Origin of the sequence: Pseudomonas sp. (assembly GCF_035554175.1) — a bacterium.
Classification (GTDB): domain Bacteria; phylum Pseudomonadota; class Gammaproteobacteria; order Pseudomonadales; family Pseudomonadaceae; genus Aquipseudomonas.
The window spans coordinates 157,714-176,924 of record NZ_DATMIV010000022.1 but is presented as its reverse complement, the minus strand read 5'-3'; the positions used below and the strand labels follow the sequence as shown (position 1 = coordinate 176,924).

The following is a 19,211-nucleotide window of genomic DNA, read 5'->3' as shown; positions in this document are numbered from 1 at the left end:
CTGCAAGCTGCAAGCCACAAGCTGCAAGCATGCGTGTGTTCGTTTTACTCTCGCAGCTTGAAGCTTGGAGCTTTCAGCTGCTTTTTTCGAGCGCCCACAGGTCGCTTTCAATGCTTTCAAACCGCTCTTTGAGGTGGGTCTGCACATCGAAAATCGCCCTGTTGTAATAGTGCGGAGCAATTTCGCGGGTAAACAGCTCAAGAATTTCCGCCGCTTCGAACGCCCCCAGGTCCAGTTCGAAACGATCCTCCATGAACCGCTGAATCTTGCGATTGGCCTCGCTCTCCTGTTCGGGAGTGAGGGTCAGAATCGGCGGTCTGGACTTCTTGGCAGCCATTTACCAGCGACCGTCCCATGCGGCGAAGTTCTGCAGCAATTGCAGGCCGTGGGTATGGCTTTTCTCCGGGTGGAACTGCACGGCGAAGCGCGAGCCATCGGCCAGCGCCGCAGCGAAATCGACACCGTAATGACCGCTGCCCACCACCTGACGCGCATTGGCGGCGGCGATGTAGTAGCTGTGCACGAAGTAGAAACGCGCCAGATCCGGAATGTCGTGCCACAGCGGGTGACTGATGTTCTGCTCCACCTCGTTCCAGCCCATGTGCGGGACTTTCAGGTGCTCGCCGTCTTCGTGCAGATCCTTGCCAAAGAACTTCACCGCCCCCGGGAACAGGCCGATGCAGTCAACGCCGTCGTTCTCTTCGCTGCTGTCGAGCAAGGCTTGCATGCCGACGCAGATACCGAGGAAAGGGCGATCCTGACTGACTTCACGTACCAGCGAATCGAAGCCGAGGCGCCGGATCTCCGCCATGCAGTCACGAATCGCGCCAACACCGGGGAATACCACACGGTCGGCTTCGCGAATCACGGTCGCATCGCTGGTGATCAGCACCTTGCCGGCGCCGACATGCTCCAGCGCCTTGGCCACCGAGTGCAGGTTGCCCATGCCGTAGTCGATTACTGCAACCGTCTGCATTACAGCACGCCTTTGGTCGATGGCATTTGCCCGGCCATGCGCTCGTCCAGCTCTACGGCCATGCGCAGCGCCCGGCCGAAAGCCTTGAATACGGTTTCGATCTGGTGGTGAGTGTTGGTGCCGCGCAGGTTGTCGATGTGCACGCTGACCAGCGCGTGGTTGACGAAGCCCTGGAAGAATTCCTGGAACAGGTCAACGTCGAAGCCACCAACGGTGGCGCGGGTGTACGGCACGTGCATCTGCAGGCCCGGGCGACCGGAGAAATCGATCACCACGCGCGACAGCGCTTCATCGAGCGGCACGTAGGCGTGGCCGTAGCGACGGATGCCTTTCTTGTCGCCGATGGCTTTTGCGAACGCCTGGCCGAGGGTGATACCGACGTCTTCCACCGTATGGTGGTCGTCGATATGCAGATCGCCCTTGCATTCGATATCCAGGTCGATCAACCCGTGACGGGCAATCTGATCCAGCATGTGCTCAAGAAAAGGAACGCCGATATCGAATCGGGCCTTTCCGGTGCCATCAAGGTTGATCGAGGCTTTGATCTGGGTTTCCAGAGTATCGCGCTCGACAGACGCCTTACGTTCGGCCATCACCAGCTCCGCAAAATCATTGGGCGAAAAAGGCAGCCATTATAGGCACGCGGGGCCGAAACAGAAACACGATAGGTGAGATGCCTGACGGATAGAACACCCGGCCGTCGCGGGTAGACATGTCCATACAAGCCATTACAGGCATGCCAAAAACAAATGTGGGAGCGAGCCTGCTCACGAATGCGGTTTGCCAGCCAACATTCATGTCGACTGGTGCTCCGTCTTCGCGAGCAGGCTCGCTCCCACAGGTTCGGTGTTTATCCAGCTGACACCTTAGTGAAACAGTACCGCCGTCTTCTGCAGGGTCACCCACACACCCCACGCCAGCGGAATACCCACCACCAGCCATGCCGCAATGGCCAGCGGCTTGCTGCCCGGCGCGGCTTTCCACTCCAGAACGGTGCTGGCATCAGCGCCCTTGTCGTGACCCAGCGCCTGTTCGGCGGCCAGTTCGGCGTCGGTCATGAAGTACTTGTCGGCCACCGGGCGCACCATCAGGTTGCACAGGAAGCCCAGCACCAACAGGCCGGCGAGGATGTACAGGGTGATGTCGTAGGCAGCTGCGCGTTCCACGCCGATGCTCAATTGATATTCACGCAGGTAGTTCACCAGCACCGGGCCGAGCACACCGGCCGCTGCCCAGGCAGTCAGCAGACGACCGTGGATCGCGCCGACCATCTGCGTACCGAACAGGTCAGCCAGATAGGCCGGAACCGTGGCAAAACCACCGCCGTACATCGACAGGATGATGCAGAACGCCGCCACGAACAGCGCAACGTTGCCCAGGTGACCCAGGTTCGGAATCAGCGCGTACAGAGCGAAACCCAGGGCGAAGAACACGAAGTAGGTGTTCTTGCGGCCCAGGTAGTCCGAGAACGAGGCCCAGAAGAAGCGGCCACCGATGTTGAACAGGCTCAGCAGACCGGTGAAGCCCGCTGCGATCGCCGCGATTGAGGCCAGTTGGCCAGCGTCGAGTTGACCGAACGGCACGTCAACGCCCAGCAGTTTGCCGCCGAACACTTCCTGCAACAGTGGCGAAGCCATGCCGAGGATGCCGATACCCGCCGACACGTTCAGGCACAGCACCAGCCATACCAGACGGAACTGCGGAGTCTTCCACGCTACGTTCACGTGGACGTGACGGTTGGTGATCATCGCGTTCGAGGCTTTCTTCGCCGGCGCGGTCCAGCCTTCAGGCTTCCAGCCGGTTGGCGGCACGCGGTAGGACAGTGCGCCACCGATCATGAACACGAAGTAGATGGCCGCCATGGCCACGAAGCTCTGCCAAACGCCGACACCTTCAGGCGAAGCGAAGTGGCTCATCAGCGCAGTCGCCAACGGTGCACCGACCATCGCGCCGCCACCAAAACCCATGATCGCCATGCCGGTCGCCATGCCGCGCTTGTCCGGAAACCACTTGATCAGGGTCGACACCGGCGAGATATAGCCCAGGCCCAGACCGATACCGCCGATCACGCCGGAGCCGATCCACATCAGCCAGATCTGGTGGGTATAGATACCCAACGCGGAGATCAACAGACCGCCGCACCAGCACAGTGCCGAAACTACGCCGGCCTTGCGCGGGCCGGCGTGTTCCAGCCAGCCACCCCAGATCGCGGCCGAGCAGCCGAGGAAGATGAAGAACAGCGTATAGATCCAGCCGAGCATGGAGATCGGCCAGTCGCAGTTCGAAGAAAATACCTGTGCGATGAAGCTCATGTCCGGTGCGCAAGCCACCGGCGCGGTAACGCCGAGTGCCTTGGACAGCGGCAACCAGAACACCGAGAAGCCGTAGGCCATGCCGATGCACAGGTGAATGGCCAAAGCGGCCGGTGGTACCAGCCAGCGGTTGAAACCGGGCTTGGCGATGATGCGCTCCTTGGACAGGAACGCAGGCTGGTCGGCGCGTTGGCCGTCCGCCGTGATGCTCGTGCTCATTGTGTATCCCCCAATTGTTAGTATGGTTCGCCAGCCACTGCTCACCCTCGGCCTTATGCACGCAGGCATGACCGTTTTTTTAGGTGAAGCTCCTTGAAGGCGCGACCTTAAGTCGCAGACGGGCGGACGAACTGGCGAAGGTTACCATTCTCACGTGACAGAAAAACCAAACTGATATCACCTTTTTTCAAGTCATCTGTTCTCGCCCCCTGTAGGAGCTGCGGAACGCTGCGATCTTTTGATCTTTTTGAAAATGCCAAAATCAAAAGATCGCAGCGTTCCGCAGCTCCTACAGACGGCATTTCAACGGGGTTACCATGCCGGATGTGGTTCAGGTGCCTGACGAGCGAGATGTGCATTTGCTACTTGTCCCATTTATGCGTGCGAAAAGTTACCCGTCGCCTTGGCGGGGCTGAACGACTGGTGAACCAAGCGCAAAAAATGGCGTCGCAAGCGGGGGCCGGATTGCGCCCTCTGGCGCCCGCCGGGCATCCTCAAGCGCAGGCACCGGTGGCGAGGTTGCAGGTGCCACCGCCGACCCTCGGCAGATGACGCCACACCGAACCGGGTGCTTGCAGCGCTATACTCCCCGGCCAACTGACGAATTCGACTAACTACAAGGACTCGCCCATGAAAGCGTTCGGCAAAATCCTGGGTCTGGTACTTCTCGGGTTGTTGCTGATCATCGTGGCAGCAGGTTTCGCCCTGACCCACCTCTTCGATCCCAACGACTACAAAGACGAGATCCGCCAGATTGCCCGCGACAAGGCCCACATCGAGCTGACGCTCAATGGCGATATCGGCTGGAGCCTGTTTCCGTGGCTGGGCCTGGAATTGCACGAAGCCAGCGTCGCCACCCTGGCCAAACCCACTGAACCGTTTGCCGACTTGCAGATGCTCGGCCTGTCTGTGCGCGTACTGCCGCTGTTGCGCCGCGAAGTGCAGATGAGCGACGTGCGCGTGGAAGGCCTCAACCTGCGCCTGAACCGTGACAAGAACGGCCATGGCAACTGGGAAGACATTGGCAAGGTGCCGGTCGCGCCCGGTTCGACTCCTCCCGTCACGCCTGGCTCTGCGACCAGCGAGCCGACCGTCGCCGTGGAAAAACCGGCGCAACCGATCCGCCTCGATATCGACAGCCTGACTGTCAACAACGCCCGCGTCGAGTACATCGACGAGCTGACCGGCAAGCAGTTCAGCGCCGAGAGCATTCAGCTGAGCACCGGTCCGGTGCACGATTCGACCAATATTCCGGTGAAAGCCACCGCGTTCCTCGGCACCAACCAGCCCGTGCTGCGCGTGCGCACCGAGCTCAACGGCGAACTGCGCTTCGAGCGCGCCCTGCAGCGCTACAAGTTCGAAGACCTGAAGCTTACCGGCGAACTGGCCGGCGATCCGCTGCAGGGCAAGACCATGACTTTCTCCGCGCAAGGGCAATTGTTGCTGGATAAAGCCGCCAACGTCGCCGAATGGACCGGCATCAAGCTCTCCGCCAACCAGTTACGCGCCATCGGTGAGCTAAAGGCCAACGACCTCGACAAGACACCACAGATCAGCGGCGGTATCTCCATCGCCCAGTTCGATCTGGCGAAATTTGTCGACAGCATCGGCCAGACATTGCCGAAAATGGCCGAAGGCAGCCTGAGCAAAGTCGAATTGGTCAGCCGTGTCGCCGCCACTCCGAGCAGTCTGTCACTCGACAACATCAACCTGAAACTCGACGACAGCAGCTTCAGCGGTCGCATCGCCATCGAAGACTTTGCCAAACAGTCTCTGCGCGCGATCCTCAAGGCTGACACGTTCAACGTCGACCGCTACCTGCCACCGAAATCGGCCCAGGCCAACAGCGCCACACAGACGCGACAGGCCGAAGTCGCCAGCACCGAGGCCGGAGCCGTCGCAGGCACCACGCCGCTGCCGGACAAACCGAGCAAGACCGCCTGGAGCACCGAGCGTCTGCTGCCGGTCGAGCGCCTGGCCAAACTTGATGTCGACGCCGACCTGACTTTCGGCCAACTGACCCTCGACAAGCTGCCGATCCAGAACGCCGCGCTCAAGGCTACCGGCCAGGGCGGCCTGCTGACCCTGAGCAACCTGAGTGGTGAGCTGTACAACGGCGGCTTCGTCGCCAACGGCACCCTCGACGTGCGCCCAAGCGCGCCGGTGCTGAACCTGCAGACCCGCCTTAATCGCGTCCCTGCGGAAAAAATCATCGAAAGCCAGGGCAAGAACCCGCCAGTCAAAGGCCTGGTGACCCTGACCAGCAGCCTTACCGGCAGCGGCAACAGCCAACAGGCGCTGATCGACACGCTGAACGGCAACGCCAGTTTCGTCATCAACAACGGCGTACTGCTCAACGCCAACCTTGAACAGCAATTGTGCAAAGGTATCGCCACCCTCAATCGCAAAACCCTGAGCGGCGAGCCGCGTGGCAAGGACACGCCGTTCGAAGAGCTCAAGGGCAACCTGACCGTGCGTAACGGCGTCGCCAGTAACCCGGACCTGAAAGTGCGCATCCCCGGCATGACCGTCAACGGCGACGGCGATATCGACCTGCGTGTACTGGGCATGGATTACCGCGTCGGCATCATCGTCGAAGGCGACACCAGTGCCATGCCTGATCCGGCCTGTCAGGTCGGCGAAAAATTCGTTGGCATCGAGTGGCCGCTGCGCTGCCGTGGCCCGCTGGAACTGGGGGCCAAGGCCTGCCGCGTTGATAACGACCGTCTCGGTCAGGTCGCGAGCAAAATGGCTGGCAACAAGCTCAGCGAGAAAATCGACGAGAAACTGGGTGACAAAGTCAGCCCGGAACTGAAAAACGCATTGAAGGGGCTGTTCAAGCGATGACAGCGGAGCAGTTTTCCACGGCGGTGCTGGAGTGGTTCGACCGCCACGGTCGCCACGACTTGCCGTGGCAGCAGGACATCAATCCGTATCGGGTGTGGGTGTCGGAGATCATGTTGCAGCAGACTCAGGTCAGTACAGTGCTCAACTACTTCGACCGTTTCATGCAAGCGTTGCCTACGGTCCAGGCGCTGGCCGCAGCGCCGGAAGACGAGGTGCTGCATTTGTGGACCGGGCTGGGTTATTACACCCGTGCGCGCAATCTGCAGAAGACCGCGAAAATCGTTGTCAGCCAGTACGGCGGCGAATTTCCCCGTGATGTGGAAAAGCTCACCGAGCTGCCGGGGATCGGCCTGTCCACCGCCGGCGCGATCGCCAGCATCAGCATGGGCCTGCGTGCACCGATTCTCGACGGTAACGTCAAACGTGTGCTGGCGCGCTTCACCGCACAAGAGGGTTACCCCGGCGAGCCGAAAGTAGCCAAACAGCTGTGGGCCAACGCCGAGCGTTTCACCCCGCATGATCGGGTCAATGCCTACACCCAGGCGATGATGGATCTCGGTGCGACGCTGTGCACACGCAGCAAGCCGAGCTGCCTGTTGTGTCCGCTGAAGCGCGGCTGTGAAGCGCACATGCTCGGTCTGGAAACCCGCTACCCGATTCCCAAGCCACGCAAGGCCATCCCGCAGAAACGCACGCTGATGCCAATGCTGGCCAATGGCGAAGGCGCGATTCTGCTTTACCGCCGCCCTTCGACGGGCCTGTGGGGTGGTTTGTGGAGTCTGCCGGAGCTCGATGACCTCGGCGATCTGCAGCATCTGGCCGATCAGCACTCGCTGACCATGGGCCAGCAGCAGGCGCTGCCGAGCCTGGTGCACACCTTCAGCCACTTCCAGTTGGCCATCGAACCCTGGCTGGTCCAGGTCCAGGAAGCCAGCCACCACGTGGCCGAGGCCGACTGGCTCTGGTATAACCTCGCCACCCCGCCGCGCCTGGGCCTCGCCGCCCCGGTCAAGACCTTGCTCGAACGCGCGGCCGCCGTCTTGAATGCAGGAGAGTCGCCATGACCCGCACCGTAATGTGCCGCAAGTACAAAGAAGAACTGCCCGCTCTGGAACGCGCCCCTTTCCCGGGTGCCAAGGGTCAGGATATTTTCGACCACGTGTCCGCCAAAGCCTGGGCCGACTGGCAGAAACACCAGACCCTGCTGATCAACGAAAAGCGCCTGAACATGATGAACGCCGAAGATCGCAAATACCTTCAGGGCGAAATGGACAAGTACTTCTCCGGTGAGGAATACGCCAAGGCCGAAGGCTACGTGCCGCCAGCCGAATAACCTGCGAATTTCGTAAGCGACGGAATTAATTTAAGAAATTTTCAAAAAGTCGTTGACGTAAATTCGAAAAACCCTTTTAATGCGCCCCGTTGCCCAGATAGCTCAGTCGGTAGAGCAGGGGATTGAAAATCCCCGTGTCGGCGGTTCGATTCCGTCTCTGGGCACCAAATACCGAAAACCCTGAATCGCAAGATTCAGGGTTTTTTTATGCCCGGAGTTTGTCGGGCATTGTTTACTCCCCTTACGGAAGAGGGTCATCACTCGATGAATCAGAAACGAACCCGAGTCCCCCTGCCCTATCCGCCGCCGTATCGGCAAAGCCGGGTAAGTTATTGGCTGACCGTCCTCGCCGGCGTGCTGATTGCGATTGCCATCTGCCTCTCAATCTACATGCTGATCGAAAGCTGGATCAGCGGTTCCATCACCACCAACAATCGCGGGCCGCGCAGCACCTACACCTTGGCACTGCAACCTCGGCGATACTGGTTCGAGTTCGTTTGGCAGAGCTTCTGGACGGCGTTCATGCTGGCCATTGGTGTGTTTGCGTTGTGGGTTTATCGCAAAGGACGGGTGCGTGAGCAGAGGCCGAAGGGTAAGCGCACAGGTCGATAGCGCATGCCGCCTTCACAGGGTGTTGATGTAATCGACGGGCAACAAGATTGTATCCACGGCGGCATCCACTGGCAGGGATACAACAGTGATGACCGGGCAGACAATCATCATGTAACAGATGATCGCCGCCGGCATGCCATCGCTGCCTCCTCCCCGAACACCGAGCAGGTGTAGGCCGCCATCGACTCCCCGGTAATACTCGGCGTCGGACAGACCATCATTCAAGCGCCCGATAAACGTTCCGCAGCCAACCAACAGCAGTGCCAGGCCTATGACACAGCCAATTCGCAGAATCCCTTTCAAAACAGCGTCCCTTACGTCACAAAATACTGGGCGCGGGATTGTATTCGCGCCTTCCGCTCGTGACTGCTTTACCTGCTGACTCGGCATATCGGTTAAACCAGATTGCTTGTTGCGCGGCGGCGTATTCGAACGCTGTCATGTTGGGATTACGCCGCTGCGCGTTGCATGAACTGGAGCGGATGTGAAATGAACTGTCTCTCGGACTTATGTAAATCGTGACGCAGCGCGTCACGAATTCAATCACATTGAATTCGCCACGCACTGCGTTCCGTATATTGCTCGGCGCCAGTTCCAGGCTCATTCTCGATCCACCTTCGCAAAGGCAGAACCCTTATGAACAAATGCCTTTCGACCGACCCGGTAACCATTGGCGAATCGTTCATAGAGAACGCAGCCGACGGCTACGCACTCGGCGGCTTCACCTGGCGCCATAGTTCGCCCGATCCCCGGCGCGCGGTAGTCATCATCAACGCCGCCACGTCCGTGCGCTGCCGCCACTACTCACGGTTCGCGGCCTATCTGTTCAGTCATGGCTTCGACGTAATGACCTACGACTACCGGGGCATCGGTGAATCGCGTGGCGAATCGATCAAAGGGCTGCGCGCCTCTTGGACCGACTGGGGCGCGCTGGATTTCGAAGCGATGCTCAAACGCGCGCAACGGGAATTTCCCGGCCAGCCGATCGATGTGGTCGGTCACAGTTTCGGCGGCTGCGCGGCGGGCCTGGGCGAGTCGGGCACGGTGATCCGACGGCTGGTCACCGTCGGCGCACAGTTCGCTTACTGGCGTGACTACGCCCCCGAACAGCGCTGGAGAATGTTTGCCAAATGGCATGTCGTGATGCCTTTGATGGCGATGATCTGCGGCTACTTTCCCGGCAAGCGATTTGGCTGGCTGGAAGACACGCCCGCAGGTGTCGTGCGCGACTGGAGTACGCCCTCCCCGCGCTATGAAGAGCGCCCCAGCGGTCGGGCGCTGCTGGTGAAAACCGGACACCTGCCCTTCGCCAACGTACGCGCGCCGATCCTCGCCATCAGCCTCAGCGACGACCCTTACGGCACAATCCCGGCGATCGAACGCCTGCTCGACTGTTTCAGCAACGCAGCAAAAACCCACCTGCGCATTGAGCCGCAGGACATCGGCGAACAACAAGTCGGACATTTCGCCTTTTTTCGCAGCGCATACCAAGCCACACTATGGCCCATCGCTCTGACCTGGCTGCAAACCGGCGAGCTGGCCCCCGCCACACCCGGGCGGCAAGTGCCACGCAGCTGAGCCCTTCTCAACGCACGATGGAACACATCATGGCCTCCGCCAACAAGCAGCAAAAACGCGCCACCCGGGCCAAAGCCAAGGCCAAGCAGAACCGCACCAAGCGCGCCGAAGCGCCGGTCGAGCTGGATCCGAACGACGACCGCATCGATTTCGAATCGGTGGACCTGACCGAGCTGTTCAAGAAAATGATCGACGCCGAGAAGATCAGCCAACAGGCCATGTGCACGGCGTTCCTCGAAGACCCGCTGCTGGAACTGGTCTATGAGCAGGAAGGCGAGGAAGGCGCGATGGATTTCATCCTTGCCGCGCTGATCGAGTATCGCCAGTGGTCGCAGGAAACCGACGAGGCCGGCGCGCTGGCATGGATCGAATCCCCGGCCTTCCAGGCTGACTACGTGGCGGCATCCGAGGCGATTGCTGCACAAACCCAACAGAAGAACTGAGCTCCCATGGCATCCCTGAACAAGCAACAGAAACGCGCCAAACGCGCCAAGGCCAAAGCCAAGCAAATCCGCATGGTCGGGCGCAAACCGCTGGATCAGGACGAAGACCTCGGCCACCTCGCCGAGCCGATACCGGAATACACCTTGGCGATGTTCAGCAAAATGCGCGACGCCGAAGCCATCAGCCGCAACGAAATGCTGCTGACCCTGCTGCGCGAGCTGGCGTTCATCATCGTCGACCATCCTGAACTGCTCGACCTGGAAAACGCCGACAACGAAGGCATGGCCGCCACCCACCTGGCTGCCGACATGCTCATCGACTACCGCATGTGGGCCGATGGCATGACCATCGAACAAGCCCAGGCCTGGCTGAGCGAGCCGCAGTTCATTACGGATTTCGGGGTGGCGCTGGATGCTTATGGGAAGTCGGTAGAGACCCAGGAAGACAAGAGCGAATAAGCCCTTCTCAGAAACAAAAAACGGCCGCTAGTCATCCCTGACAGCGGCCGTTTTGCATTACGCGTTGCGGATCAGTTCAACACCACCGCACCACGCTTCTCCAGCTTGCGCCGGCGCGACACCAGCAGACCAGCGGCTACCACCATCAGGCTCAGCAGGCCCGTGGCGAGGATTTCCACGCGATGGGCTTCCTGGAACAACATGATGGTCAGCGCCGCGACGATGAAGATGATCACCGCCCAGGTCAGGCCGGGGAACAGCCACATGCTGAACACGATCCTCTCGCCCCGCGCCATGCGCTGTTTACGCATGCGTAGTTGCGAGAAGGCGATCACCAGATACACCAGCAGGGCGATGGCGCCTGAGCTGGCCAGGAGGAATTCAAACACCGCGGCCGGAGCCACATAGTTGGCAAAGGTGCAGAGGAACGCTGCGCCGGTCGACAACATTACCGCCCAGTAAGGGGTGCCGCTTTTGTTGGTACGGGTCGACATGGCTGGAGCATCGCCGCGTTTGCCGAGGGAGAACAGCATGCGCGAAGAGGTGTACAGCGCCGAGTTCAGGCAACTGGTCACTGCGACCAGTACGACGATGTCGACGATCATCTTGGCGTTCGGAATGCCCATGCGTTCAAGCACGGTCTGGTAGGAACCCAGATTTGCAAGGGTAGGATCGTTCCATGGCACCAGCGCCACGACGATGAAGATCGAAACCAGGTAGAACAGGCCGATCCGCCAGATCACCGAGTTGGTCGCCTTGGAAATCTGCTTGCCGGGCTCCTTCGATTCCGCCGCCGCGATGGTGACGATCTCGGTGCCCATGAACGAAAACATGGTGGTCAGGATCGCGCCCAGCACAGCGCCCATGCCGTTGGGCAGGAAGCCGCCGCTGTCGAACAGATGCGATACGCCGCTGACCTGACTGGTCGGCAGGAAGCCGAAAATCGCCGCAAGGCCGAGACCGATAAAACCGATGATCGCCAACACCTTTATCAACGCGAACCAGAACTCGAACTCGCCGTAGTTCTTCACGCTGAACAGGTTGGTCACGGTCAGCAGCATGGTGATGACCAGGGCGAAGGCCCAGATGTCCACGCCCGGGAACCACGCATGCAGAATGGTCGCGGCAGCGTTGGCTTCCAGCGGAATCACCAGCACCCAGAACCACCAGTACAACCAGCCGATGGTGAAACCGGCCCAGTGGCCGATCGCGCGGTCGGCGTAAGTCGAGAACGAACCGGTGTCCGGCGAGGCCACGGCCATTTCGCCGAGCATGCGCATTACCAACACCACCAAAGTGCCGGCGGCGGCATAGGCCAGCAGCACTGCCGGACCGGCGGCCGCAATGGCGTGGCCGGAGCCGACGAACAGACCGGCGCCGATCACACCGGCGATCGACAACATGGTCACATGACGCGGTTTGAGCCCCTGTTCGAGGCCATTGGAGCTTGGGGTACTGCTCATAGAGACTACCTTTGCAAGGAAAGCGAGTGCATCCGGCACGTCTGAAAATTCTTTCTCGTAAAAAGAATCCAACGGCCTGTTCCTTATTCTGCACGCAAGATTTGCGCCAAAATGTTTCAAGTCCTTAGAGGCCGGGGTTTCCGGCATTCGATGCAAGTCCTTGAGTTCAATGGCTATTCGCCAGAACGTTACCCTGCGACTCACTTTGAAGACGAATCCGCGCACCAGAAACACACAGAAAAAGTGCGCGACGCACAGAAAAAGGGCGAATAAGGAACGTTCGGCCGGATAGCGCTTCCAACACCCCGCCAAAGCTGGCAACATCGCGCCTTTTTTTACGCGACACCCACAGGCCAGCACGATCAAACACCCGTTCGGTTGTTGATGGGGCGACAGTCTGCTGCGCCGATGCGACAACCCGCCACATGCCACCCGTTTACCGTTCGTAGCGCTGTTGGCTGCCATTGAAACGCTATGCTAGCTTGGCCGCCTCGCCAGGAAGGCCCGCCAACAGCAGGAGCGCAACATATATGAGGAACGCACATGGCTGAGGCCACGCCCGCGCTTGAAATCCGCAACTTGCACAAACGCTACGGACAGCTTGAGGTGCTCAAAGGCATTTCGCTGACCGCCCGCGACGGCGACGTGATCTCGATCCTCGGCTCTTCCGGTTCCGGCAAGTCCACGTTCCTGCGTTGCATCAACCTGTTGGAAAACCCGCACCAGGGGCAGATTCTGGTGGCCGGTGAAGAACTCAAACTCAAAGCCGCCAAGAATGGCGAACTGGTCGCCGCCGACGGCAAGCAGATCAATCGCCTGCGCTCGGAGATTGGCTTTGTATTTCAAAACTTTAATCTATGGCCGCACATGAGCGTGCTCGACAACATCATCGAAGCCCCGCGCCGCGTGCTCGGCCAGAGCAAAGCCGAAGCCATTGAAGTCGCCGAAGCCCTGCTGGCCAAGGTCGGCATCGCCGACAAGCGCCATGCCTACCCGGCGCAACTGTCCGGTGGCCAGCAGCAACGCGCAGCGATCGCCCGCACATTGGCGATGCAGCCGAAGGTGATTCTGTTCGACGAACCTACCTCCGCCCTTGACCCGGAAATGGTTCAGGAAGTACTTAGTGTCATCCGCGCATTGGCCGAAGAAGGCCGCACCATGCTGCTCGTGACCCACGAAATGGGCTTCGCCCGTCAGGTCTCCAGCGAAGTGGTGTTCCTTCACCAGGGCCTGGTAGAAGAGCAAGGATCGCCACAGCAGGTGTTCGACAACCCGCTTTCGGCGCGCTGCAAACAATTCATGTCCAGCAACCGCTAACGGAGCAACATGCATGCAGAATTTCAAGAAGGTTTTCCTGGCCGCAGCCGTCACTCTCGCGTTCAGCGCCGGTGCCATGGCTGAAACCCTGAAAATGGGTATCGAGGCCGCCTACCCGCCGTTCAACAACAAAGACGCCAGCGGCCAGGTTGTCGGCTTCGACAAGGAAATCGGCGACGCCCTGTGCGCGAAGATGAAAGTCGAATGCACCGTGGTCACCTCCGACTGGGACGGCATCATCCCGGCCCTGAACGCGAAGAAATTCGACTTCCTGATCTCCTCGCTGTCGATCACCGAAGAGCGCAAAGGCGCGGTGGACTTCACCGACCCGTACTACTCGAACAAGCTGCAGTTCATCGCGCCGAAAAACGTCGACTTCAAAACCGACAAGGACTCGCTCAAAGGCAAGGTCATCGGTACCCAGCGCGCCACGCTGGCCGGCACCTGGCTGGAAGACACCTACGGTGATGACATCAAAGTCAGCCTCTACGACACCCAGGAAAACGCCTATCTCGACCTGACCTCCGGTCGCGTCGACGCCATCCTCGCCGACAAGTACGCCAACTACGACTGGCTGAAAAGCGATGCCGGCAAGAACTACGAGTTCAAGGGCGACCCGGTTGTAGAAAGCGACAAGATCGGCATTGCCGTGCGCAAGGGTGATAACGAACTGCGCAACAAGCTGAACGCCGCCCTGAAGGAAATCGTCGCTGACGGTACCTACAAGAAAATCAACGACAAGTACTTCCCGTTCAGCATCTATTGATCTGACCTGCGGGATCGGCGCCGTGATCGAGGCGGCGCCGGCTCCCGACTTTGCCTGCCGCAAGTTGAACAGAAACCCATGATTATCGACCTCTACGGATTCGGCCCGGCGCTCGCAGCCGGTGCGCTGATGACCGTCCAACTGGCCCTCACCGCCCTGTGCCTTGGCCTGGTGCTCGGCCTGCTCGGCGCCTTGGCCAAGACTTCCCCGTACAAGCCGCTGCAATGGCTTGGCGGCATCTATTCGACCATCGTACGTGGTGTGCCGGAACTGCTCTGGGTGCTGTTGATCTACTTCGGCACGGTCAACCTGATGCGCGCGCTCGGTGAGTATTTCGGCAACCCCGACCTGCAACTCAACGCCTTCACCGCTGGTGTTATCGCACTGGGCCTGTGCTTTGGCGCCTACGCCACGGAAGTATTTCGTGGCGCCCTGCTCGCCATTCCCAAAGGCCATCGTGAAGCCGGCCAGGCCCTGGGCCTGTCGAGATGGCGGATTTTCACCCGCTTGATCATGCCGCAGATGTGGCGCATTGCCCTGCCGGGCCTGGGCAACCTGTTCATGATCCTGATGAAAGACACCGCACTGGTATCGGTCATCGGCCTAGAAGAAATCATGCGCCACGCGCAGATCGGCGTGACCGTGTCGAAACAGCCGTTCACCTTTTATATGGTCGCGGCAGTCATGTATCTCGGCCTGACGGTGCTGGCGATGACCGGCATGCACTTCCTGGAAAAACGCGCCGCCCGCGGCTTTGCGAGGAGCGCACAATGAATTGGGAAGTCATTATCAAGTGGCTGCCGAAACTGGCGCAGGGTGCGACCCTGACACTCGAATTGGTTGCCATCGCAGTCATTGCCGGCCTGCTGCTGGCGATTCCGCTGGGCATCGCCCGTTCTTCGAAGCTGTGGTACGTGCGCTCGCTGCCTTACGCCTACATCTTCTTTTTCCGCGGCACGCCGTTGCTGGTGCAGTTGTTTCTGGTCTATTACGGTCTGGCGCAGTTCGACACCGTGCGTCAAAGCTCGCTGTGGCCGTATCTGCGCGATCCGTTCTGGTGTGCAACCGTGACCATGACCTTGCACACAGCGGCGTACATCGCCGAGATTCTGCGCGGTGCGATACAGGCAATTCCGCCTGGCGAAATTGAAGCCGCGCGGGCGCTGGGCATGTCCAGGCCGAAAGCGATGTTTTACATCATCCTCCCGCGTGCAGCGCGGATCGGCCTGCCGGCCTACAGCAACGAAGTGATCCTGATGCTCAAGGCCAGCGCCCTGGCGAGCACCGTGACCCTGCTGGAACTGACTGGCATGGCCCGTACGATCATTGCCCGCACCTACCTCCCGGTGGAAATCTTCTTCGCTGCCGGCGTGTTCTATCTGGTCATGGCTTACGTGCTGGTACGCGGCTTCAAGCTGCTGGAGCGATGGCTGCGCGTCGATGCCTGCCAAGGGCGCTGATTCCTGCGTGCTGACGGGCGAGGATCTGCTCGCCCGCTTCACCGCGCTGGATAGTTTTCTTACAACGCATCAGGCGTTGTGGAAGCCTCGACCGTTCACGCATCTTTCACTCCCATGGGAAACCGCCTACCCCGAGTTGTCTTTGTGGCTACGCGGGCGATCGCTGGAAAATGCGGAGCTGGCGCACAATTGCCCCGCCGATCTCATCGATGCACCGGAGCCATTCGCTTCATTGGCGACGTTGTCAGCTGAGTTGAGCGCGGTCGGTGAGTTGCCGGGGCATGCGCTGGAAACCGCAGGCCATCGTTTGAATGTCGAGGTGCCGGGGCGCAAGTGGCAACAGATTGAAGCGTTTGCCAGTCGTTTGGCCTTCGCTTCCCAACCGAGGCACTGGCTGGATTGGTGTTCCGGAAAAGGGCACCTGGGCCGGCGATTGTTGGGTGATGGCCAGCAACTGACCTGTGTCGAATACGATCCGGCGCTGGTCGCCAGCGGACAGGCGTTGAGTCAGCGCCATCATCTGCATGCACTGCATGTTGAACAGGATGTCCTGGCGGCGGATGCCCCAGGCGTATTGAACGCAGCCCACACCCCCGTGGCTCTGCACGCCTGCGGCGACCTGCATGTTCGTTTGATGCAACTGGCCAGCGCGGCCGGCTGCGAACAAATGGCAATCGCGCCCTGCTGCTACAACCGCATCGACCGCAACGAATATCAGGCATTGTCCTCGGCCGGCTCGGGATCGCTCCTACAACTCTCGCTCGAAGATCTGGCGCTGCCGATGAGTGAGACTGTCACCGCCGGTGCACGCGTCCGACGCCAGCGCGACATATCCATGGCCCGCCGCCTGGCGTTCGATGTGCTGCAACGAGCGCTGCGCGGAGTCGACGAATATCTGCCAACGCCCTCATTACCCGCTTCATGGCTGGACAAGTCATTCGCCGATTACTGTCGCGACCTGGCAGCCCTCAAAGAGTTATCCACAGTCGGCTCACCAGATTGGGTGGTGCTGGAAGCTGTCGGTTGGCAGCGATTGGCTAAGGTTCGCAACCTGGAATTACTGCGAGGATTGTTCCGGCGGCCGCTGGAGCTTTGGCTGAACCTGGATCGGGCACTTTTCCTCGCCGAGCAGGGATACGTCGTACGCCTCGGCACGTTCTGCGAATCATCGCTGACTCCACGCAACTTGATGTTGCTGGCTGAGCATCCATCATTCACCCAGCCTGTGGATAACTCTGTTGATGGATTTGTAAAGGATCCAATATCGACGCCTGTTTCACGGCATTAACAGTGCTGGTCATTTTTTGTTCATATAAATAAAAAACCTGTAAAACAGGGGTTTGCGAAGAAAATACGAATAGATGCACAAAGTCTCGGTACGCCCGACTTCGAGCCTTTGCGTTGTGCATAAGCTGCCAGGCAAAACGAAATGACTGGCGAATGGAGTACCCGCCGAGCGGATGATTGCGGCCTCCGTAAAGCCCTGCTATACAAGGCAACCAGTCTCCGAACAAGAACAACAAGTCGGAAGGTAGCGACAATGACGTTCATTTCTTATGCGCAGAATTTTGAAGACGTCCGCTTGTGGCGTGCCCTCAATTCCTTTGAATGTGGTTTCTACATCGACGTCGGGGCCACTGACCCGGCCCACGACTCAGTGACCAAGGCCTTCTACGATCATGGCTGGAGCGGCATCAACGTCGAGCCGATGCAGAACTACTACGACGCCCTTCGCCAGCAGCGCCCGCGCGACCATTACCTTGCAATGCGTGGCCAGCGACCAGACTGGCGAACTGATCTTTTACGGCATTCCCGACTCGGGACTTTCAACCGTCGACCCCGTCGTCGCGCAAGAACGCAAAAACCTCGGCATGGATGTGCGCAGCCTGACCGTCACCCGCCCTCACCCTGACCTCGATCTGCGAGGAATACGCCGCCGACCGGCCTATCCACTACTTGAAAATCGACGTCGAAGGTCACGAAGAAACGGTGCTGCGCGGCATGGACTTCAACCGGTTCCGCCCATGGATCATCCTGCTCGAAACCCCATGGGCACGGGATCACACCTGGGAACATCTGGTGACGGGGGGGATACGAGAACGTACTCTTCGACGGCCTCAACACTTACTTCCTCGCCAACGAACACGCCAGCCTCAAACCCGCCTTCGACCTGCCGCCCTGCAACCTCGACAACTTCCAACTCTGCAAAGGCCACGCCCTCGCCCACCCGCTCAACCCCGAACTGGAAACCGCCCTGCAACGCGCCCAACACGCCGAAGCCGAACTGCGTGCCATGCAAAACAGCCGCGCCTGGCGCACCCTGCAAAAACTGCGCAAAGTCCTGCGCCGGGCCTGATTCGACACTGTACAAAAATAGTCTGAATTCAGGGGTTTACAGAAGCGACCGAGTCGCTATAATCGTCGCCCACACGCCGGTATAGCTCAGATGGTAGAGCAACTGACTTGTAATCAGTAGGTCCCGGGTTCGATTCCTGGTGCCGGCACCATATAAAACAAAGCCCCTGCAGAAATGCAGGGGCTTTGTTGTTTCTGGGATGTCCACATTTCGTCCACATCTCCGATCATAAGCAACCGCGTCGCCAGTCTCTAATCGGAACAGTCCCATTAGGCTGGCTGCAAATCCCGCAGCGCTTCAGGATGCTGACTAGCAACACGTAACAGTGTCTGCGCCGCACCTGTCGGCTGCCGACCCTGCTCACAATCCTGCAACGTCCGCAGACTCACACCGATCAACTTGGCGAATGCACTCTGCGAATCGCCCGCCTTGGCCCTTGCTTCAGCCGCCGCCGAAGTGGCACCTCTGTCACACGAGCAGCTTTTCCCTCCTTCATTTGGCGGACAGAATCCAGCAAGTCCTGCTGATATCGCTCCAGCTCATTGTCCATCGCAATTCCTCCTTCAGTTGCTTAAAGACGGCTGCACCAGCTATTGATATCTGCGACTTGGTCTCTAACGCTGAGTTGGGCGAACCTACGCAGCCTCAACCGAAAGCAAAATACGCCGCCCAAGCTGCTGCAAAGCACGCTCAACATTCTCAATCTTGGAGTGGTGCAGGAAATCGACTAACCGATCTACCTGGGGCCGTTGCACACCCAAGCGTCGTGCCAGTTCAGCTTTGCTGACCCCAGACTCCAGAAGCGTATTCCAGAGCCCAACCTTCGCGGCAGTCAGTGCAGGCAGACGCAGCACCACGTCACTTTCCTGCTTTCCCGCATCACCTGTTGGAATCAACCGGCGATCATCAACGTAGATCGACAATGCCGTTTCCATCGCATCAATCGCGCCATCGAGTGCTTCCTCAAGGGTGTCTCCTGCGGCGTGCATCTCTGGAATTTCTGCGCAGGACAACCAGACACTGCTCGGCTCCTCGTGGACTTCCAACGCATATTCGAACATCACGTTTCC

General features: G+C 59.5%; 19 protein-coding genes, 2 tRNA genes and 4 pseudogenes. 16 read left to right on the top strand and 9 right to left on the bottom strand.

The genetic code is table 11. The features are described 5' to 3' along the window. Positions 1-73 precede the first annotated feature (73 nt). From VNV36_RS12235 to VNV36_RS12220, 4 genes are all read right to left on the bottom strand, one after another. The gene (locus VNV36_RS12235; RefSeq protein WP_325717975.1) at positions 74-337 is read right to left on the bottom strand and encodes a DUF2164 domain-containing protein; all 264 of its coding nucleotides are present in this window, start codon (positions 335-337) and stop codon (positions 74-76) included. Continuing rightward, positions 338-976 carry an imidazole glycerol phosphate synthase subunit HisH gene (hisH, locus tag VNV36_RS12230; RefSeq protein WP_325717974.1) on the bottom strand — a complete coding sequence of 213 codons (639 nt, stop codon included), beginning with the start codon at positions 974-976 and terminating at the stop codon, positions 338-340. After that, complete coding sequence (gene hisB / locus VNV36_RS12225; protein ID WP_016772125.1) at positions 976-1,569, bottom strand: imidazoleglycerol-phosphate dehydratase HisB; 594 nt, start codon at positions 1,567-1,569, stop codon at positions 976-978. The genes hisH and hisB overlap by 1 nt, the downstream gene beginning before the upstream one ends. Before the next feature lie 273 nt (positions 1,570-1,842). Continuing rightward, positions 1,843-3,507 carry an OFA family MFS transporter gene (locus VNV36_RS12220; protein ID WP_325717973.1) on the bottom strand — a complete coding sequence of 555 codons (1,665 nt, stop codon included), beginning with the start codon at positions 3,505-3,507 and terminating at the stop codon, positions 1,843-1,845. A gap of 357 nt (positions 3,508-3,864) precedes the next feature. On the opposite strand from VNV36_RS12220, the pseudogene VNV36_RS12215 reads away from it, so the two are divergent. The 6 genes and pseudogenes from VNV36_RS12215 to VNV36_RS12190 all read left to right on the top strand — a co-directional run. Further along, positions 3,865-4,059, top strand: a pseudogene (locus VNV36_RS12215) (acetyl-CoA sensor PanZ family protein); the annotation flags it as partial. Positions 4,060-4,137: 78 nt separating this feature from the next. Beyond that, on the top strand, positions 4,138-6,354 hold the full coding sequence (locus VNV36_RS12210; RefSeq protein WP_325717972.1) for an AsmA family protein: 2,217 nt from the start codon (positions 4,138-4,140) through the stop codon (positions 6,352-6,354). Further along, positions 6,351-7,418 (top strand): A/G-specific adenine glycosylase, encoded by a 1,068-nt coding sequence (gene mutY / locus VNV36_RS12205; protein ID WP_325717971.1) that lies wholly within the window; start codon positions 6,351-6,353, stop codon positions 7,416-7,418. Before VNV36_RS12210 ends, mutY begins: the two co-directional genes overlap by 4 nt. Further along, the gene (locus tag VNV36_RS12200) at positions 7,415-7,687 is read left to right on the top strand and encodes an oxidative damage protection protein (protein WP_016772129.1); all 273 of its coding nucleotides are present in this window, start codon (positions 7,415-7,417) and stop codon (positions 7,685-7,687) included. The genes mutY and VNV36_RS12200 overlap by 4 nt, the downstream gene beginning before the upstream one ends. Positions 7,688-7,778: 91 nt before the next feature. Then, positions 7,779-7,854 (top strand) — tRNA-Phe (locus VNV36_RS12195). Positions 7,855-7,951: 97 nt separating this feature from the next. Next, positions 7,952-8,299 (top strand): hypothetical protein, encoded by a 348-nt coding sequence (locus VNV36_RS12190; protein WP_325717970.1) that lies wholly within the window; start codon positions 7,952-7,954, stop codon positions 8,297-8,299. A 12-nt stretch (positions 8,300-8,311) separates the two neighbouring features. On the opposite strand, the gene VNV36_RS12185 is transcribed toward VNV36_RS12190, so the two are convergent. Together VNV36_RS12185 and VNV36_RS12180 are read right to left on the bottom strand one after the other, a co-directional pair. Next, entirely contained in the window at positions 8,312-8,602 is a 291-nt protein-coding gene (locus tag VNV36_RS12185) for a YceK/YidQ family lipoprotein (protein WP_325717969.1), read from the bottom strand. Between the two features lie 16 nt (positions 8,603-8,618). Then, entirely contained in the window at positions 8,619-8,903 is a 285-nt protein-coding gene (locus tag VNV36_RS12180) for a hypothetical protein (RefSeq protein WP_325717968.1), read from the bottom strand. A 32-nt stretch (positions 8,904-8,935) separates the two neighbouring features. On the opposite strand from VNV36_RS12180, the gene VNV36_RS12175 reads away from it, so the two are divergent. The 3 genes from VNV36_RS12175 to VNV36_RS12165 are packed head-to-tail and all read left to right on the top strand — an operon-like array spanning position 8,936 to position 10,779. Continuing rightward, positions 8,936-9,877 (top strand): alpha/beta hydrolase family protein, encoded by a 942-nt coding sequence (locus VNV36_RS12175; RefSeq protein WP_325717967.1) that lies wholly within the window; start codon positions 8,936-8,938, stop codon positions 9,875-9,877. A 29-nt stretch (positions 9,878-9,906) separates the two neighbouring features. Beyond that, positions 9,907-10,320 (top strand): hypothetical protein, encoded by a 414-nt coding sequence (locus VNV36_RS12170; protein WP_325717966.1) that lies wholly within the window; start codon positions 9,907-9,909, stop codon positions 10,318-10,320. A gap of 6 nt (positions 10,321-10,326) precedes the next feature. Beyond that, positions 10,327-10,779 carry a hypothetical protein gene (locus VNV36_RS12165; protein WP_325717965.1) on the top strand — a complete coding sequence of 151 codons (453 nt, stop codon included), beginning with the start codon at positions 10,327-10,329 and terminating at the stop codon, positions 10,777-10,779. A gap of 71 nt (positions 10,780-10,850) precedes the next feature. Here VNV36_RS12165 and gabP read toward each other — a convergent pair whose 3' ends face one another. Continuing rightward, positions 10,851-12,242, bottom strand: coding sequence for a GABA permease (gene gabP, locus VNV36_RS12160; RefSeq protein ID WP_325717964.1), 1,392 nt, complete (start codon positions 12,240-12,242; stop codon positions 10,851-10,853). 543 nt (positions 12,243-12,785) lie between these two features. Here gabP and VNV36_RS12155 point away from each other — a divergent pair. The 7 genes and pseudogenes from VNV36_RS12155 to VNV36_RS12125 all read left to right on the top strand — a co-directional run bounded on the left by VNV36_RS12155 (position 12,786) and on the right by VNV36_RS12125 (position 18,292). Next, on the top strand, positions 12,786-13,559 hold the full coding sequence (locus VNV36_RS12155; RefSeq protein ID WP_186533794.1) for an ABC transporter ATP-binding protein: 774 nt from the start codon (positions 12,786-12,788) through the stop codon (positions 13,557-13,559). Between the two features lie 13 nt (positions 13,560-13,572). Further along, positions 13,573-14,325: an ABC transporter substrate-binding protein gene (locus tag VNV36_RS12150; RefSeq protein WP_325717963.1), complete on the top strand. Its 753-nt coding sequence runs from the start codon at positions 13,573-13,575 to the stop codon at positions 14,323-14,325. 78 nt (positions 14,326-14,403) lie between these two features. Next, positions 14,404-15,099, top strand: coding sequence for an ABC transporter permease (locus tag VNV36_RS12145; RefSeq protein WP_325717962.1), 696 nt, complete (start codon positions 14,404-14,406; stop codon positions 15,097-15,099). Then, entirely contained in the window at positions 15,096-15,785 is a 690-nt protein-coding gene (locus tag VNV36_RS12140) for an ABC transporter permease (protein WP_325717961.1), read from the top strand. The genes VNV36_RS12145 and VNV36_RS12140 overlap by 4 nt, the downstream gene beginning before the upstream one ends. Continuing rightward, positions 15,766-16,995: pseudogene (locus tag VNV36_RS12135) on the top strand (methyltransferase); the annotation flags it as partial. The gene VNV36_RS12140 and the pseudogene VNV36_RS12135, both read left to right, overlap by 20 nt. A 330-nt stretch (positions 16,996-17,325) precedes the next feature. After that, a pseudogene (locus VNV36_RS12130) lies at positions 17,326-18,141 on the top strand (FkbM family methyltransferase). 75 nt (positions 18,142-18,216) lie between these two features. Further along, a tRNA-Thr gene (locus tag VNV36_RS12125) sits at positions 18,217-18,292 on the top strand. Positions 18,293-18,410: 118 nt separating this feature from the next. On the opposite strand, the pseudogene VNV36_RS12120 reads toward VNV36_RS12125, so the two are convergent. Then, positions 18,411-18,691, bottom strand: a pseudogene (locus VNV36_RS12120) (helix-turn-helix domain-containing protein). An 85-nt stretch (positions 18,692-18,776) separates the two neighbouring features. Continuing rightward, the gene (locus VNV36_RS12115; RefSeq protein WP_325717959.1) at positions 18,777-19,202 is read right to left on the bottom strand and encodes a type II toxin-antitoxin system HicB family antitoxin; all 426 of its coding nucleotides are present in this window, start codon (positions 19,200-19,202) and stop codon (positions 18,777-18,779) included. Between the last annotated feature and the right edge of the window lie 9 nt (positions 19,203-19,211).